Annotated in this window: 9 protein-coding genes; 3 read left to right on the forward strand and 6 right to left on the reverse strand. The window is 71.2% G+C overall.

Features of this window, described 5'->3' with window-relative positions; genetic code table 11:
* Position 1: 1 nt before the first annotated feature.
* Complete coding sequence (locus OG485_RS36790) at positions 2–1063, reverse strand: right-handed parallel beta-helix repeat-containing protein (RefSeq protein WP_328672851.1); 1062 nt, start codon at positions 1061–1063, stop codon at positions 2–4.
* Positions 1064–1236: 173 nt separating this feature from the next.
* The gene (locus tag OG485_RS36795) at positions 1237–3456 is read right to left on the reverse strand and encodes an NADP-dependent isocitrate dehydrogenase (RefSeq protein WP_328672852.1); all 2220 of its coding nucleotides are present in this window, start codon (positions 3454–3456) and stop codon (positions 1237–1239) included.
* A 318-nt stretch (positions 3457–3774) separates the two neighbouring features.
* Here OG485_RS36795 and OG485_RS36800 point away from each other — a divergent pair, with 318 nt between their 5' ends.
* On the forward strand, positions 3775–5328 hold the full coding sequence (locus OG485_RS36800; protein ID WP_328672853.1) for a M1 family metallopeptidase: 1554 nt from the start codon (positions 3775–3777) through the stop codon (positions 5326–5328).
* A gap of 60 nt (positions 5329–5388) precedes the next feature.
* Here OG485_RS36800 and OG485_RS36805 read toward each other — a convergent pair whose 3' ends face one another.
* The 3 genes from OG485_RS36805 to OG485_RS36815 form a co-directional block, all read right to left on the reverse strand.
* Positions 5389–6477 carry a mechanosensitive ion channel family protein gene (locus tag OG485_RS36805; RefSeq protein WP_328672854.1) on the reverse strand — a complete coding sequence of 363 codons (1089 nt, stop codon included), beginning with the start codon at positions 6475–6477 and terminating at the stop codon, positions 5389–5391.
* 419 nt (positions 6478–6896) lie between these two features.
* Positions 6897–7661 carry a crotonase/enoyl-CoA hydratase family protein gene (locus OG485_RS36810; RefSeq protein WP_328672855.1) on the reverse strand — a complete coding sequence of 255 codons (765 nt, stop codon included), beginning with the start codon at positions 7659–7661 and terminating at the stop codon, positions 6897–6899.
* A gap of 128 nt (positions 7662–7789) precedes the next feature.
* Positions 7790–8773: a lysylphosphatidylglycerol synthase transmembrane domain-containing protein gene (locus OG485_RS36815; protein WP_443048836.1), complete on the reverse strand. Its 984-nt coding sequence runs from the start codon at positions 8771–8773 to the stop codon at positions 7790–7792.
* Between the two features lie 333 nt (positions 8774–9106).
* On the opposite strand from OG485_RS36815, the gene OG485_RS36820 reads away from it, so the two are divergent.
* The gene (locus OG485_RS36820) at positions 9107–11008 is read left to right on the forward strand and encodes an ABC transporter ATP-binding protein (RefSeq protein WP_328674792.1); all 1902 of its coding nucleotides are present in this window, start codon (positions 9107–9109) and stop codon (positions 11006–11008) included.
* A gap of 66 nt (positions 11009–11074) precedes the next feature.
* Here the strand turns inward: OG485_RS36820 and OG485_RS36825 are convergent, their stop codons facing one another.
* Positions 11075–14284, reverse strand: coding sequence for an alpha-L-rhamnosidase (locus OG485_RS36825; protein WP_328672856.1), 3210 nt, complete (start codon positions 14282–14284; stop codon positions 11075–11077).
* A gap of 632 nt (positions 14285–14916) precedes the next feature.
* On the opposite strand from OG485_RS36825, the gene OG485_RS36830 reads away from it, so the two are divergent.
* Positions 14917–17013, forward strand: coding sequence for a glucose PTS transporter subunit IIA (locus OG485_RS36830; RefSeq protein ID WP_328672857.1), 2097 nt, complete (start codon positions 14917–14919; stop codon positions 17011–17013).
* The last annotated feature ends 31 nt before the right edge of the window (positions 17014–17044 follow it).

Genomic DNA, 17044 nt, shown 5'->3' on the forward strand with positions numbered 1-17044 from the left:
CTCAGCACATTCCGGCGGGCTCGGAGACCTTGCAGGTGTTGCTCCGGAACGTGTTGCCCTTGCCGGTGGTGTCGCGGTTGGCGAGGTCGGAGGGACCGTTGCGCAGGACCACGTTGTCGCGCACCTCGTTGCGCTCGCTGAGCGCGCCCACGAAGCTCTTGAACAGGACGATGCCGCCCGACAGCGGGGAGGTGCCCACGTTGTCCTCGACCCGGTTGTGCGTCACCCGGATGTCCTCGGCGCCGGTGAGGACGATCCCCGAGCCCTGGAGGGCGGGCAGCCGCGGGGTCTTGGGGCAGGATTTGTTGTTGGCGTGGATGTAGTTCCCGGTGACGCTCAGGTCGCCGACGCGCGGCTTGTTCTCGTCGCCGACGACGAACACCGCGGCGCAGTTTCCGGTGGCCTCGTTGCGGGCGACGGTCAGGTTCCGCACCCGCCGGACCGTGATGCCGATCCGGTTGCCGCTCATCAGGTTGTGGGCGACCACCGTTCCCTTGGTGTCGCGGGCGCCCTCCTCGGTGCTGACCGTGTTGGAGACGAAGAGACCGGCGTCGCCGTTGTCCCTGGCGATGTTGCGGACGAACCTGGTCCGCACGGACCGCTCCTCGGCGATACCCCACTGGCCGTTCTTCTCGGCGGTCACCCCGCGCACCGTCAGCCCGTCGGTCCCGGAGGCCCACAGACCCTGCTTGGAGAAGCCCCTGACGGTCAATGAGGCGACGGTGACGCCACGGAGACGCTTGCTGTCGCTCCCGGTCACACAGATGCCGTTGCCCGCCTTGGCGCAGGCGTCGGTGGCGGCGGTGTCCGGCACGATGACGGTGGACCTGGCGCTCGCGCCGCGCAGGGTCACGTCCCGCACCGTGATGGTGACGCTCTCGTGATAGGTGCCGGGGGCGACGACGACGGTGTCGCCCGCTCGCGCCGAGTTCACGGCCTTCTGGATGGATTCACCCTGGCGTACCAGGTGCACTGAGGGGTGGTCGGCGGGCAGGGCTGCGCCCACTCCCGATGCCACGACCACAGCCGTGCACGCGAGGTAGGCCATCTGTTGTCTGGTCATGGGCCGAAGCTATGAACGGGCGTTCCGGCCCGCCACCGGTGATCGCCCAGGTGGCCTTCTCCGTCACCGTGACGCGCCGGGAGACCTCACGCCGCCGCCCCGGCCGGAGGATCCGGCCGGGGCGGCGGGTGCGGAGCCGAGCCCGCGAGGTGGTGCGTGGGTGACGCGGTGGATCAGGCGAGGTTCGCCAGCGTCTCGTTCCAGGTGGCGGACGGGCGCATGATCTTCGCGGCCTTGGCGGGGTCGGGCTGGTAGTAGCCGCCGATGTCGGCCGGGTTGCCCTGGACCGCGTTCAGCTCGCCGACGATCGTCTGCTCCTGCGCGGCCAGTGTCTCGGCGAGCTGGGCGAACGCCTTGGCGAGGTCCGCGTCGTCGCTCTGGCGCGCCAGCTCCTGCGCCCAGTACAGGGACAGGAAGAAGTGGCTGCCGCGGTTGTCGATGCCGCCGACGCGACGGGTCGGGGACTTGTCCTCTTCGAGGAAGGTCGCCGTGGCGCGGTCGAGGGTGTCGGCGAGGACCTGGGCGCGGGCGTTGCCGGTGGTCTTCGCGAACTGCTCGAGGGACGGTACGAGGGCGAAGAACTCGCCGAGGGAGTCCCAGCGCAGGTAGTCCTCCTTGACGAGCTGCTGGACGTGCTTCGGCGCGGAGCCGCCGGCGCCCGTCTCGAACAGGCCGCCGCCCGCCATCAGCGGGACGACCGACAGCATCTTGGCGCTGGTGCCCAGCTCCAGGATCGGGAACAGGTCGGTCAGGTAGTCGCGCAGCACGTTGCCGGTCACCGAGATGGTGTCCTCGCCGCGGCGGATGCGCTCCACCGACAGCTTGGTGGCCTCGACCGGGGCCAGGACGCGGATGTCCAGACCCTCGGTGTCGTGCTCCGTCAGGTACTCGCCGACCTTGGCGATCAGGTTGGCGTCGTGGGCGCGGGTCTCGTCCAGCCAGAACACGGCCGGGTCGCCGGTGGCGCGGGCGCGGGTGACGGCGAGCTTCACCCAGTCCCTGATCGGCGCGTCCTTGGTCTGGCAGGCGCGGAAGATGTCGCCGGCGGAGACCGTCTGCTCCAGCACCGCGTCGCCGGCCGCGTCGACGAGGCGAACCGTGCCGGTGACCGGGATCTCGAAGGTCTTGTCGTGGCTGCCGTACTCCTCGGCCTTCTGCGCCATGAGGCCGACGTTCGGGACGGAGCCCATGGTCGACGGGTCGTAGGCGCCGTTGGCGCGGCAGTCCTCGATCACGGCCTGGTAGACGCCGGAGTAGGAGGAGTCGGGCAGGACCGCGAGGGTGTCGGCCTCCTGGCCGTCCGGGCCCCACATGTGGCCGGAGGTGCGGATCATGGCCGGCATCGAGGCGTCGACGATGACGTCGGACGGCACGTGCAGGTTGGTGATGCCCTTGTCGGAGTCGACCATCGCGAGGGTCGGGCCCTCGGCGAGCTCGGCGTCGAAGGACGCCTTGATCTCGGCACCCTCGGGGAGGGCCTCCAGGCCCTTGTAGATGCCGCCGAGACCGTCGTTCGGGGTCAGGCCGGCGGCGGCGAGCGTCTCGCCGTGCGCCGCGAACGTCTTCGGGAAGAAGGCGCGCACCACGTGACCGAAGACGATCGGGTCGGAGACCTTCATCATCGTGGCCTTGAGGTGCACCGAGAACAGGACGCCCTCGGCCTTCGCGCGGGCGATCTGCTCGGTGAGGAACTCACGCAGCGGCGCGACGTGCATGACGGACGCGTCCACGACCTCGCCGGCCTGCACGGGTACCGACTCGCGCAGCACGGTGGTGGAGCCGTCGTCGCCGACGAGCTCGATGCGCAGCGTGCCGGCCTCGGCGATCACCGCGGACTTCTCGGTGGAGCGGAAGTCGTCGACGCCCATCGTGGCGACGTTCGTCTTCGACTCGGGCGACCACGCGCCCATGCGGTGCGGGTGGGCCTTGGCGTAGTTCTTGACCGACGCGGGGGCGCGGCGGTCGGAGTTGCCCTCGCGCAGCACCGGGTTCACGGCGCTGCCCTTGACCTTGTCGTACCGGGCGCGGATGTCGCGCTCCTCGTCCGACTTCGGGTCGTCCGGGTAGTCCGGAAGCGCGTAGCCCTGCGCCTGAAGCTCGGCGACGGCGGCCTTGAGCTGGGGGATCGACGCCGAGATGTTCGGCAGCTTGATGATGTTCGCGCCGGGCGTCTTGGCCAGCTCACCGAGCTCGGACAGGGCGTCCGCGATGCGCTGGTCCTCCTGGAGGAACTCCGGGAAGAGGGCGATGATGCGCCCGGCCAGCGAGATGTCACGGGTCTCCACAGTGACACCCGCCTGAGAGGCGTACGCCTGGACCACCGGCAGGAACGAATACGTCGCCAGGGCCGGGGCCTCGTCAGTGTGCGTGTAAATGATGGTCGAGTCAGTCACCGGGTGCTCCGCTCCACGTCTGCAACATTGCTCGACATCAAGATATCTCGTGAGCGCCCCCGGCTCGACAGCGGTCCGTCCCGCGTCGGACCGGTGCGGTGGAAATCCGCCGTCCGCACCAAGCCGGGTCCGCCGGCGCGACGACCACGGGCATCCACCCCTACCGGTACCGCGGCTGTGAACGCCCGGTGCGAAGTGAACACGGGAATCGGCGTTCGAAGGCAACCGAACGGCCCGCCCGTGCGTACTGGTGTGTGATCGGGTACTTGATCTTGCGGCGGACCTTTGGGCCTTCTGCCGCCCGAACGAAAGCGAACCATGAGATATCGCACCAGAGTGACGGCCCCCGCGGCCGCGCTGCTCGGTACGGCGGCCGCACTCGCCGCCGCCCCCACCGCCTCGGCGCGGCCCCTGGCCTTAAGGCCGGACCAGGGCACCCCGGGTGCGGAGACCCTCGGTGACTCCGTCTACCCGGCCCTCGGCAACGACGGCTACCGCGTCGAGGCGTACCACCTCGACTTCTCGTACGACGCCACGACCCGCCTGGTCGACGCCAAGGCGACCCTGAGGATCAAGGCGACCCAGGACCTCTCGCGCTTCTCGCTCGACGCGCTCGGCCTGGACGTGCGCGCGGTGAAGGTCGGCGGCGTGGCCGCCGCCTTCGAGCAGGTGGACGAGAAGCTGCGGATCACTCCGGTGCGGACCCTGCCGAAGTCCTGCGCCGTCGCGGTCTGTGTCGAGTACGGCGCCGACCCGGCCAGGACGCTGGCGTACACGGCCTGGGTTCCCACGCCCGACGGCTTCGCCATCTGCCCGCAGCCCAACGCGGCGCACACGGTCTTCCCGTGCAATGACCACCCGACGGACAAGGCGGACTTCAGCTTCCGCATCACCGTGCCGAACACCCTGCGCGGTGTCGCGAACGGCTCGCTGACCGGCACGGAGCAGCTCGACGGCGGCCGGACCGCGTACACGTACCGTTCGGCCGACCCGATAGCCACCGAGCTGGTGCAGATCACCGTCGGCGACTACGTGGTCAAGGAGCGGCAGGGTCCGCACGGGCTGGGGCTGCGGGACGTCGTCCCGGCGGCGCGCGCCGCCGCGCTGGAGCCGGCGCTCGCGCTCACCCCGGGCCTCGTGGAATGGCTGGAACAGCGCCTCGGCGCCTACCCGTTCGAGACGTACGGGCTGCTGCCCTGCAACTCCGACGCGGCGAACGCCTTCGACTTCACGGGCCTGGAGACCCAGACCCTGACGCTCTACAAGCCGAACTTCCTGCTCCAGGCGGAGAAGAGCATCGGCTCGCACATGATGCACGAGCTGGTGCACTCGTACTTCGGCAACAGCGTCAGCCCCGCCAACTGGGCCGACCTGTGGCTGAACGAGGGGCACGCGGACTTCTACGGGCTGCTCTACCGCTACGAGCGCGGCTGGGCCGACTCGCTCGGTCTGACCACCATGGAAGCCCGGATGAAGGACACGTACGCCAAGGGCGACCAGTGGCGTCAGTCCTCCGGCCCCGTCGCCGCGCCGAACGCCGTCAACCTCTTCGACAACCAGCGCTACCTGGGCGGAGTCCTGGTCCTGTACGCGCTGCGCGAGCTGGTCGGCGAGGACGTCTTCAACCGCATCGAGCGCACCTTCCTGGAGCGGTACCGCAACGGTTCGGCGACCACCGCCGACTACGTCGCGGTCGCCACCGAGATCTCCGGACAGGACCTGTCGGGCTTCCTGAACGACTGGCTGTACGGGACGAAGACACCGCGCATGCCGAACCACCCGGACTGGACGGTCACCCCGGTCGTGTCGAGCCTGGTCGCGCCGCGCAACCGCGCGCCCGGCCACTACCCGGACTCGACCGCCACGCTCTGACCGGGCGGGCGAACGGCCGGGGGCCGGGCGGGAAGTCTCCGCCCGGCCCCCGGCCCCGTCTCAAGGCCGCTTCGAGGCGGCCTCGCGCTGATGCGGTATGGCGGTCTCCAGGAAGCCCGTCCCGCCGGACTGGAGCGCGACCGTGCGGGCGGGCGACGGAATCCGGATGCCCTCGTCCCGGTAGCGCTTGTGCAGGGCCTTGATGAACTCGTGCTTGATCCGGTACTGGTCACTGAACTCGCCCACGGCCAGGATCACGGTGAGACCGATGCGCGAGTCGCCGAAGGTGTGGAAACGCACGGCGGGTTCGTGCTCCGGGACGGCGCCGTCGATCCCGGTCATCACCTCGGCGACGACCTCGTTCGTGACCCGCTCGACGTGGTCGAGGTCGCTGTCGTAGCCGACACCGACCTGCACCAGGAGTGTCATCTGCTGCTCGGGCCGGGTGAAGTTGGTCATATTGGTGCCCGAGAGCTGGGCGTTGGGGATGATCACCAGGTTGTTGGAGAGCTGACGGACCGTGGTGTTGCGCCAGTTGATGTCGACGACGTACCCCTCCTCCCCGCTGCTCAGCCGGATGTAGTCGCCCGGCTGGATCGTCTTCGAGGCGAGGATGTGCACGCCCGCGAAGAGGTTGGCGAGGGTGTCCTGAAGCGCGAGGGCGACCGCCAGACCGCCCACACCCAGGGCCGTCAGCAGGGGAGCGATCGAGATCCCCAGGGTCTGCAGGACGATCAGGAAGCCGATCGCCAGCACCACGACCCGGGTGATGTTGACGAAGATGGTGGCCGAACCGGCGACGCCCGAGCGGGACTGCGTCACCGACCGGACCAGGCCGGTGATCAGCCGGGCCGCGGTGACCGTCGTGACGAGGATGAGCAGCACGGTCAGCGACCGGTTGACGGTGCGGCCCACCGGCGCGGTCAGCGGAAGCACCGCGGCCGCGGCGGCGATGCCTCCGGCCACCGCCGACCACGGTACGACGGTGCGCAGGGCGTCGACCATGACGTCGTCGCCGCTCCAGCGGGTGCGCTCGGCGTGCTTGCCCAGCCAGCGCAGCAGCATCCGCAGCAGGAACGCCGCCAGCAGCCCGGCCGCCACGGCTATTCCGGCGATCATCAGGTCGTCCAGGGTGACGGAGCGCTTCATCGGTGACCTCCTCGGGGACCGCGACCGGGGTGAGGGCCCGCGGGCCGAATGTGCTGTGTAGTCACTTGCCACCTGCTCGAATCCGGGAACGCGCGATCATGCCCGGACGTCTGTTCGTCTTCGTCCGGGGAGACCGCTCATCCTGCCGCATCCGGCTGCCCCTCCGTCACCAGCCCTACGGGGGACAGCCCTTGACACCCCGATCCGGCCGCCCCCGCACCCGCGGCCCCGATCCGGCCACCGCGCACCCGCGGCCGGGATCCGGCGGGAGGGGCCGTGCCGGTACATCACATGCCCGTCGCCACCGACGGTCACCTCTCGTCCAACGGCGACGGGCGGATGTACCGGCACGGCCCCGACCCACCCACCGGACCGGAACCGCGGGACCGCGGCCTCCGCCGCACACGCGCCCGCCGGTGTCACACCTCGCTGAAGGCGCCGTGGCGTCCCGCGCCGGAGGCGAAGCGGGCCGCGCCCTCCATGCTCTCCTCCAGTACGCCCATGCCGTGACGGAGTTCGGTCCGCATGGCCTCCTTCTCGATCAGGCCCTCCTGGTCGAGGACCGAGGCCCGGTCGCTGCGCAGACAGGACTGCGGGAAGCCGGCGATCTCGGCGGCCAGCCGCTCGGCCTCGGCGCGGGCCCGGCCGGCCGGGACGAGACGGTTGGCGAGCCCCATCTCGTACGCCTCCCGGGCGCCGACCGGACGGCCGGTGAGGATCATGTCCATCGCACGGCTCATGCCGATGAGCCGGGGCAGCCGTACCGTGCCCCCGTCGATCAGCGGCACGCCCCAGCGGCGGCAGAACACCCCGAAGACGGCGTCCTCCTCGGCCACCCGCAGATCGCACCAGAGCGCCAGCTCCAGACCTCCGGCCACGGCGTGCCCCGCGACCGCCGCGATCACCGGCTTGGTCAGGCGCAGCCGGGTGGGACCCATCGGCCCGTCACCGTCCTCGGCGACCTCGTTCCCCCGCTCGGTGCCGATGGCCTTGAGGTCGGCGCCCGCGCAGAACGTGCCGCCCTCGCCCCAGAGCACGGCGACGCGCGCCGTCTCGTCGGCCTCGAACTTGCGGAAGGCGTCCGCGAGTTCGGCGGCAGTCGGCCCGTCCACCGCGTTGCGGGCCGCGGGCCGGGAGAGGACGACGGTGGTGACGTGACCCTGACGTTCGCTACGGACCGGCATCGCGCCGTCCCCTTTCGGCGGCCGGCGCGCCACATCGCACGCCGTGGTTACTCCTCGGTATCACGGCACGCGGCGCACCGCACGGTCCGGGGGCGGAAAGGCTCTCGTCCCCTCGCGTTCCCCTCGCCTCAGATCACCTTCCAGCGGACCAGCGCCCCGAGCGTGAGCGCCCCCGGCAGCAGCGGCACCCACACCGTGATGATCCGGTACGCCAGCACCACCGCGGTCGCCACGGCCACCGGGCCGCCCGCCGCGACCAGGGCCACGATCAGCGCGGCCTCCACCGAGCCGAGTCCCCCGGGCGTCGGCACCATCGCGACCGCGATCGTCGCCGCCAGGTAGGCGATCATCATGTGCGTGGGTGACACCGGGAGGCCCAGCGCCCGTCCCACCGAGGCCAGTCCGGCGGCCTGGAGCAGCGGGAACGCGAGCGAGCCGCCCCACAGGGCGAAGGCGCGCGAGGGCCGGGTGTGCACCGAGCGGGCCTCTCCGAAAGCGGTGCGCAGGAAGGAGAGGACGGCCCTGCGCAGCCGTCGTACGAGAGCGAGCACCGCCAGCGCGGCGCACAGGACCACGACGACGCCGAGCAGCAGCGGTCCGATCGCACCCGCCGGTATCAGACCGTCGACCCGGAGCGCACCGGGGAACGCGATCAGCAGGCCGAGCAGCAGGGCCAGCCGGGCGACCGCCTCCGCCAGCAGATACAGCGCGAGCGCGGCCGAGGAGCGGGCGAGCGGCACCCCGCACACCGTCATGAACCGCAGATTGACCGCCCCGGCGCCCAGCCCCGTCGGCAGCAGATGGTTCGCGGCGCCCGCGGCGAACTGCGTGGCGAGCAGCCGGCGGGCGGGCAGCCGTTCCATGACCGCGCCCTGCCGGGTCACGGCCGCGGCCACCCAGGTCAGACAGGTCGCGGCGGCCGCGGCGAAGAGCCAGGGCCACTCGGCCGACCGCAGATGGCCGAACCCCTCGACGAGCACGGACCGGTGGCGCACGGCCACCGCGAGGACCAGCGCGAGCGGGAGCAGGCACAGGACCGGCCGGACGGCAGGCCGCAGGGTGAGGCGGCGGGGGAGCCGGGGCAGAGCCCGGGGAAGTCGTACGGCTGTCACATTCGGAGAGGTTTTCCCCGCCGCACCAACGTGAGGTTGCGGGCGCGGGGACGGCGGCTGACGCGCCGGGCAAGCCGCGGGAGGGGTGGCCCCCGGGTGCCCGGTGCCGACCCCGGTGTTCACCTCGACGCCCACCGCGGCACCGATTCCGGTACCCCGCACGGCGCCCCGCACGGTGTCCACCGCGGTGTCCGCCCTGTTCCCGGGCGCGGAGCCGAACTCGGCGTCCGCGGAGCCACCCTCGGCGTCCGCGGGGGCCCACCCGAGCGAGTGGGCCCGCCCGGATCCGTTGACCTCAACAAAGCTTGAGGTCCTACTGTCTCTCTTATGAGCATGGAGACCACAGCCTGGACACAGTTGCACAGTGTCATGAACGCCCAACAAGAGCGTCGTCCCTTCGACCGCGCGACCCTGCGCCGCATCGCCGCCTTCGCCCGCCCGCACCGCCGTCGTATCGCGCAGTTCGTCCTCCTCAGTGTGGTGACCGCGCTGCTGGCCGTCGCGACGCCGGTGCTCGCGGGGCACGTCGTGGACACCATCGTGGCCCACGGGGACGAGAGCACCGTCGTCCGTCTTTCCGTGCTCATCGCCGTCATCGCGCTGGCCGAGGCGGCCTTCGGGATTCTGGGCCGCTGGCTCTCGTCCCGGCTCGGCGAGGGACTCATCCTCGATCTGCGGACGGCTGTCTTCGATCATGTGCAGCGCATGCCGGTCGCGTTCTTCACACGTACACGTACGGGCGCGCTCGTCAGTCGACTCAACAACGACGTGATCGGCGCCCAGCGCGCCTTCAGCAACACCTTGTCCGGCGTCGTCGGCAATCTGGTGACCCTGCTGCTCACCCTGGTCGTGATGCTCACCCTGTCCTGGCAGATCACCCTGCTCGCGCTGGTGCTGCTGCCGGTGTTCGTGCTCCCCGCCCGCCGGATGGGCAGCCGCATGGCCAAGCTGCAGCGGGAGGCGGCCGACCTCAACGCCTCCATGGGCACCCGGATGACCGAGCGCTTCTCCGCGCCCGGCGCCACCCTCGTCAAGCTCTTCGGGCGGCCCGGGGAGGAGTCCGCCGAGTTCGCGGCGCGGGCCCGGCGGGTGCGGGACATCGGGGTGCGTACGGCGATGGCCCAGTCCGCCTTCATCACCGCCCTGACCCTGGTCTCGGCCCTGGCGCTCGCCCTCGTCTACGGACTCGGCGGCTGGTTCGCCCTGCGGGGCACCCTGGAGCCGGGCGCCGTCGTCTCACTGGCACTGCTGCTCACCCGGCTGTACGCGCCGCTCACCTCGCTGGCCGGGGCGCGCGTCGAGGTCATGAGCGCCCTGGTCAGCTTCGAGCGCGTCTTCGAGGTGCTCGACCTGAAGCCGCTCATCGAGGAGAAGCCGGAGCCCCGCACGCTCCCGGACGAGCCAGCCGCCGTCGAGTTCGAGGACGTCCGGTTCGCCTACCCGTCCGCCGACAAGGTCTCCCTCGCCTCCCTGGAGGAGGTCGCGGCCCTCGACACCCGGGGCGGCGACGAGGTCCTGCACGGCATCTCCTTCCGCGCCGAACCCGGCCAGACCGTCGCGCTCGTCGGCTCCTCGGGCGCCGGCAAGTCGACCATCGCGCAACTGCTGCCGCGCCTGTACGACACCGACGCCGGCACCGTACGCATCGGCGGGGTCGACGTCCGTGAGCTCAGCGCCGCGTCGATGCGCGCCACCCTCGGCATGGTCACTCAGGACGGGCACCTCTTCCACGACTCGGTCCGCGAGAACCTGCTCCTCGCCCGGCCGGCCGCGACCGAGGACGAGCTGTGGGACGTACTGCGCCGGGCCCGTCTCGAGGAGCTCGTACGGTCGCTGCCCGACGGCCTCGACACGGTGGTCGGCGAGCGCGGTTACCGGCTCTCCGGCGGCGAGCGCCAGCGCATGACCATCGCCAGGCTGCTGCTCGCCCGCCAGCGCGTCGTCATCCTGGACGAGGCCACCGCCCATCTCGACAACACCTCGGAGGCGGCCGTCCAGGAGGCGCTCACCGAGGCACTGGAGGGCCGCACCGCCGTCGTGATCGCGCACCGGCTGTCGACGGTACGGGCAGCCGACCTGATCCTGGTCGTCGAGGCGGGCCGGATCGTCGAGCGGGGCACCCATGAGGCCCTGCTCGCGGCGGACGGACGCTACGCGGAGCTGTACCGGACGCAGTTCAGGACGGGCAGGCACGACGAGCCCCGGATCCCGGTCACGGCGGACGCGACGCCCTAGTTAGACGCGAACGGGCGACGCGAACGCCGTGGCCACCTGATCCCTTCGGCCCCCTGGGGGCACCGGTCAGGTGGTGAACCGGTGGCTGCCGGAGCCGACGCGGTACACCGCGCAGCCGTCCTCCGTACGCAGGAAGGCCGCGCCGGTGTGCGAGACCGCGTCCGGGCCGCTCGCGGGGATCCACACCTCGGCCGTGGTGTTGGCGGGCACGGCGCAGGTGAGGTCGAAGCCGCCGGAGCGCTGCCGCCACCGGGTGGAGACCGGGCCGTACAGGGAGGTGAACGTGGCCCGCGCGGAGGTGACGCCGCCGCCCGGCCGGGGGCGCACGACGGTCTCCCGGTAGCCGGGCCGGCCCGGCGAGATACCGGCGATGTTGGCGTACATCCACTCACCCACCGAGCCGTAGGCGTAGTGGTTGAAGGAGTTCATGTCCGGGGTCTGGAAGCTGCCGTCGGGGCGGATGGAGTCCCAGCGTTCCCACATCGTGGTGGAGCCCTTGTCGATCTGGTAGCCCCAGCTCGGGAAGGAGCGCTGCTGGAGCAGCCGGTAGGCGACGTCGGTGTGACCGGTGTCCGTGAGGACCGGGAGCAGCCGGGGCGTTCCGAGGAAGCCGGTCGACAGATGCCAGTCCTTCGCGCGGATCAGGTCGACGAGGCGCCCGGCAGCCGCCGTGCGCAGGGCGTCCGGCAGCAGGTTCATCGACAGGGCGAGCACGTACGCCGTCTGTGTGTCGCCCTTCACCTTCCCGTCGGCGCCGACATAGGCGTGCCGGAACGCCTCGCGGACGCGCTCGAAGAGAGCGGCCCAGGGCGCGGCGTCCTCGCCGAGCGCCGTGGCCATCCGGGCCGCGAGGTCGGCGCTGTGCGCGAAGTACGCGGTGGCGACGACGTCCTTGGGCGTCTCGTCCGAGACGTTCAGCCAGTCGCCGTATCCGTCCGCGGGCCGCAGCAGGCCGGTGCTGTGGCGCTCCAGGTACGCCAGCCACGCCTGGACGGACGGCCAGGCATCGGCCAGGACCTGCCGGTCCCCGTAGGCCTCGTACAGCGACCAGGGGACGGTGACCCCCGCGTCGCCCCAGCCCGCGACCCCGTTGCCGACGGTTCCGACCATGGGCGCCACGTCCGTGAACGCGCCCTCGGCGGTCTGGCCGTCGCGCAGGTCCACGAGCCACTTGGCCAGGAAACGCGCCGACTCCATCGTGTAGGCGGCCGTGGGGGCGAAGACGTTGATGTCACCGGTCCAGCCCAGCCGCTCGTCACGGGCGGGCGTGTCCGTCGGGACGGAGAGGAAGTTGCTCCGCTGGCCCCAAGTGATGTTGCTGTGCAGCTGGTTGAGCATCGGGACGTCGGTCTCGAAGTCGAGCGTGAAGGGCGCCGACGTATGCATGACGCGGCCGGTCACGGCCGCGGCGGAGGGAGTGCCGGGGAACCCGGTGACCTCGACATAGCGGAACCCGTGGAAGGTGAAGCGCGGTTCGTACGTCTCCTCGCCGCCACCCTTGAGGGTGTACGTGTCGGTCGCCGCCGCCCAGCGCAGATTCGCGGTGTAGAGGGTGCCGTCCGGGTTCAGGACCTCGGCGTGACGCATCCGCACGGTCGTCCCGGCGTCGCCCGAGACGCGCAGCCGGACCGAGCCGACCATGTTCTGGCCCAGGTCGAAGACGTACACGCCCGGGGCCGGTTCGGTGACCTTCTCGGCCGGCCGTTCGCCGGCCACGCGCACGGGGCCGTCGAGCTGCGCGACGATCCGGCGGGGCGCGCCGTCGCCCGCGGCACGGACGGCGAGCCAGGTCCGGTCGTCGAAACCGGGTGAGGTCCAGCCGTCGGTCTCCTCGCGCGCGTCGTACGTCTCACCGTTCAGCAGGTCGGCCGCGACGATCGGTCCGGCCGCGGCCCGCCAGTCGGTGCCCGACGTGACACGCTCACTCGTCCCGTCCGCGTACTCGATCTCCAACTGGGCCAGCAGCGCGGGGCGTTCACCGTACTGGTGGGGTCCGAACATGCCGACGTTCCCGGCGTACCAGCCCGGTGCCACGAAGGCGCCGAGGGCATTGGCCCCGGGCCGCAGCAGGGAGGTGACGTCGTAGGTCTGGTACTGGACGCGTTCGCGGTAGTCGGTCCAGCCGGGAGCGAGCTGGTCGCGGCCCACCCGGCGGCCGTTGAGGTGGGCCTCGTACAGGCCGAGAGCCGTGGCGTACAGGCGCGCGCGGGCCACCCGCCTGCCGGGCAGCGTGAACTCGTGGCGCAGCTGGTTCGCGGCGAAGCGCGCCGGAACGACCCTGCCCCAGGGGCCCGCGCCCCACGCGGCGGCCACCCGGGCCGCGGACCAGCCGCTGTCGTCGAAGCCGTCGCCGCGCCAGTCGTCGGAGGGCTTCGCGTCCGTGGTCCTCCAGGACGCGTCGGTGACGGTCCGCCGTTCGCCGGAGGCGGTGCTCACGGTGAGAACGGCGACCAGACCGGCGGGCCCCACCGTCGCGTTGGCCGCCTCGACCGCGAGGACGTTCCGTCCTGGACGCAGCCGTCCGAGGACGTCGACGACGGCCGGGCGGCGCCAGTCCTCGTGCTCGGTCGCCAGGTCGGTGCGGGCCACCTCGGTGCCGTTGACCGAGAGCGAGAAAACGTTGTCAGCGCTGATGGCGATCCGCGCCGCCGTGACGTCGTCGGGGAGTTCGACGACCCGCCGGAACCACCGGGTGGCCGCCGGAGCGCTGCTCGCCGGATCCCCCTCGGGGAACCAGATCCAGGCGCTGCCCTCGAGGGAGGGCGCGTCCGTGAGGGCGGGGGGAGCCGAGACCCACTCCGCCGACCAGGGCGTGTCCATGAGACCGGTCTCCCACCAGGACGGCGCGCTCCAGCCGGAGGCCGCGCCGTCGGTGTCCCAGACCCGCACGGACCAGAAGTAGCGCGTGCGCGGGGCGAGCCGAGGACCGGCGTACGGGACGAGGACGGACTGTTCGGACGCCACCTTCCCGCTGTCCCAGACATCGGGAGAGGACAGGCCCGACGCGCTGGAGGCGACCCGGATCCGGTACGCGCTCTGCCGCGTCCCCGGCTCGTCCGAGACCATCGGCCAGCTCAGCCGGGGGTGCTGTGTGTCGAGCCCCAAGGGGTGCTGGACGTACTCGACGGTCGGTGCGGTGATACGCGGAGCCCCGCGCCGTGCGCGCGAGCCGGCCGGCGCGGGTGCCGCCGCGGCCGGTCCCGCTCCGGCGGCCGTCGCGGCGACGACTCCCGCCGCACCCGCCGCGCTCGCCAGGATGTTCCTCCTGCTGATCAACTGCGGCCCCTCACCTAGGAGTTGTGAATCGATTCATCGCGGTGAAGGTAGGGGTGGGGGAGGTGGAGGTCAACAAGTGCGGCGGTATTTTCCGGAATTCGGCCCTGCTGATCCGTGTCATCACGCGATTCGGCTGGTTCGCGTCCTCGAACATTGAACGGTTTCAATTGATCGGAGGAGGTGGTTGCCATCGGCGTGCGGCCGGCTGGAGGGGGGCATGTCCCTGCGGCGGCCGGCGGCCGGCGGCCGGCGGCTGGCGCTCTGCTGCTCGCCCGCGTACGCGCAGGTGCTGCCCCCGGGCCGGGCGCCGCTCCGGAAGGTCGCAGAATGCTCCGGTGCTGCCCGGCGTTGCGTGCCCATCCGCGTGGTCGCGTGGTGATGGTCACGAACACCGTCGGAGCCCCTCGCCGCGCTGCTATAGTCATTTCCGATCGATCTCGATCGCAGGATTGTTACTCCCTACGGACACCACCGGCGTCGCCCCAGGCGATGTCGCGGCGGCGTCCCGAACGGGAGGCAAGGCCTGGGTGGCGCCCCGTGCGCTACCCGGGCCTTTTTTGTTGCCACGGTCCGGGCGTGAGAGATCGCGGACCGATGCAGGATCGCGACAACCAGGGATGCAGTGACGCAGCATGAACACACCAACATCCGAAAAGCTGGCGGAGAAGATCCTCCGCGGCGTCGGCGGACCCGAGAACATCGAGAGCCTCACGCACTGCGCGACGCGGCTGCGCTTCCAGCTCCATGACGGCAGCAAGGCCGACCAGGCCGCGCTCGACGCCCTCGACGGCGTCATGGGCACCGTGCCGCAGTCCGGCGACCGCTTCCAGATCGTGATCGGCGGAGCCGTCGCGGGCGTCTACTCGGACATCATGAACCTGCCGTCGATGACCGGCGGCGGCACGCCCCGTCCGCAGTCCGACGCCGAGGTCAAGGCCGAGCTCCGCGCCAAGGGCCGCGGCCGCTTCGCCTGGCTCGACAACTTCTTCGAGTACCTCTCGGACTCGTTCCGCCCGCTCCTGGGCGTGCTGCTCGGCGCCTCGCTGATCATCGCGATCGCCTCCATGCTCGACGCCTTCGGAGTGGTCGACTTCCGGTCCGCGGACAAGTCCGCGACCTGGGTCTTCGTCGACTCGATGTGGCGCTCGGTGCTGTACTTCCTGCCGATCATGGTCGCCTACAACGCGGCCAAGAAGCTGAAGATCGACCCGTGGGTGGGCGCCACCGTGATGGCCGCGGTGATGACCCCGAACTTCACGGGCATGATCGGGTCCAAGACCCCCGGCGTCACCACCACGACCAACGCGACCCTGGGCACCTCGGAGTCCGTCGCGCATGTCTTCGGGCTGCCGATGCAGCTCAACGACTACGGCGGCCAGGTGTTCGTGCCGCTGCTGATGGTCGCCCTGCTCGCCCTGGTCTACAAGGGCCTGAAGCGCGTCTTCCCCGAGAACGTGCAGATGGTCTTCGTACCGTTCTTCAGCATGCTGATCATGATCCCGATGACCGCCTTCCTCATCGGTCCCATGGGGATCTGGGCCGGCAACGGCCTCGGCACGGGTCTGTCCTGGCTGAACGGCAACGCCCCGATCGTCTTCGCGATCGTCATCCCGCTGCTGTACCCCTTCCTGGTGCCGCTGGGTCTGCACTGGCCGCTGAACGCGCTCATGCTCGTGAACATCAACACCCTCGGGTACGACTTCATCCAGGGCCCCATGGGCGCGTGGAACTTCGCCTGCTTCGGCGCGACCGCCGGTGTCCTGCTGCTCTCGATCCGTCACCGTGAGAGCGACATGCGCCAGACCGCCACCGGCGCCCTGGCCGCGGGTCTGCTCGGCGGTATCTCCGAGCCGTCGCTGTACGGCATCCACCTGCGCTTCAAGAGGATCTACCCGCGCATGCTCGCCGGGTGCCTCGTGGGCGGCCTGATCGTGGGCATCCTGGGCGGCGTGGACACCAAGGCCTTCGCCTTCACCTCCCTGCTGACCATCCCGGTCTTCGACCCGATGATCAAGTACATCATCGCGATCTCGGCGGCCTTCTTCACCTCGATGGCGCTCGTGTACTTCTCCGACTACCGCACCAAGGAGGAGCGCGCCCAGGTCAACGAGGAGCGCGACGCGGCCGAGGCCGCCGCCAAGGGCGAGGTCGCCGTCCCCGCCCGGACCGTGCCGGCCGAGGACCGCGAGCTCGTCGCCGTCGGCGCCGCGCCCGCCGCCACCGGTGGTCCGGCTTCCGCGGGCTCCGTCGAGGCCGAGGTTCCCGCCGCCCGCAAGGGCCTCGAACTCGCGGCGCCCGTCGCGGGCCGTGTGATCGGCCTCGGCGAGGTCGAGGACCCGGTCTTCGCCTCCCGCGCGCTCGGCGAGGGCGTGGGCATCGAACCGGCCGACGGCCACGTCGTCGCCCCGGTCGACGGCGAACTGGTCACCGTCGCCGAAACAGGCCACGCCTTCGGCATCCGCACCACCGACGGCACCGAGGTCCTCGTCCACATCGGGATCGACACGGTGAAGATGAACGGGAAGGGCTTCGACGTGCGCGTCGAGGCGGGCCGGAAGGTCTCCACCGGCGACCTCCTCGCCGAGGTCGACCTCGGCGCCGTGCGCGCCGCGGGGTATTCGACCGTCACTCTGATGACCGTCCTGAACACCGCGGACATGGCCTCGGTCGAGCCGCACACAGGGCAGGACGTCACCGCGGGTACCCCTGTGGTGACCGTACGGCGGTGACCATCCGCCACTGATCCGGTCCGGCGCGTGC

The sequence above is a fragment of the Streptomyces sp. NBC_00328 genome (assembly GCF_036139655.1).
Taxonomy (GTDB): domain Bacteria; phylum Actinomycetota; class Actinomycetes; order Streptomycetales; family Streptomycetaceae; genus Streptomyces.

Coding starts and splice junctions, on each gene's coding strand:
- OG485_RS36830 (WP_328672857.1), top strand. CDS start 14,917: ATGAACACACCAACATCCGAAAAGCTGGCGGAGAAGATCCTCCGCGGC.
- OG485_RS36800 (WP_328672853.1), top strand. CDS start 3,775: ATGAGATATCGCACCAGAGTGACGGCCCCCGCGGCCGCGCTGCTCGGT.
- OG485_RS36820 (WP_328674792.1), top strand. CDS start 9,107: ATGGAGACCACAGCCTGGACACAGTTGCACAGTGTCATGAACGCCCAA.
- OG485_RS36805 (WP_328672854.1), bottom strand. CDS start 6,477: ATGAAGCGCTCCGTCACCCTGGACGACCTGATGATCGCCGGAATAGCC.
- OG485_RS36810 (WP_328672855.1), bottom strand. CDS start 7,661: ATGCCGGTCCGTAGCGAACGTCAGGGTCACGTCACCACCGTCGTCCTC.
- OG485_RS36790 (WP_328672851.1), bottom strand. CDS start 1,063: ATGACCAGACAACAGATGGCCTACCTCGCGTGCACGGCTGTGGTCGTG.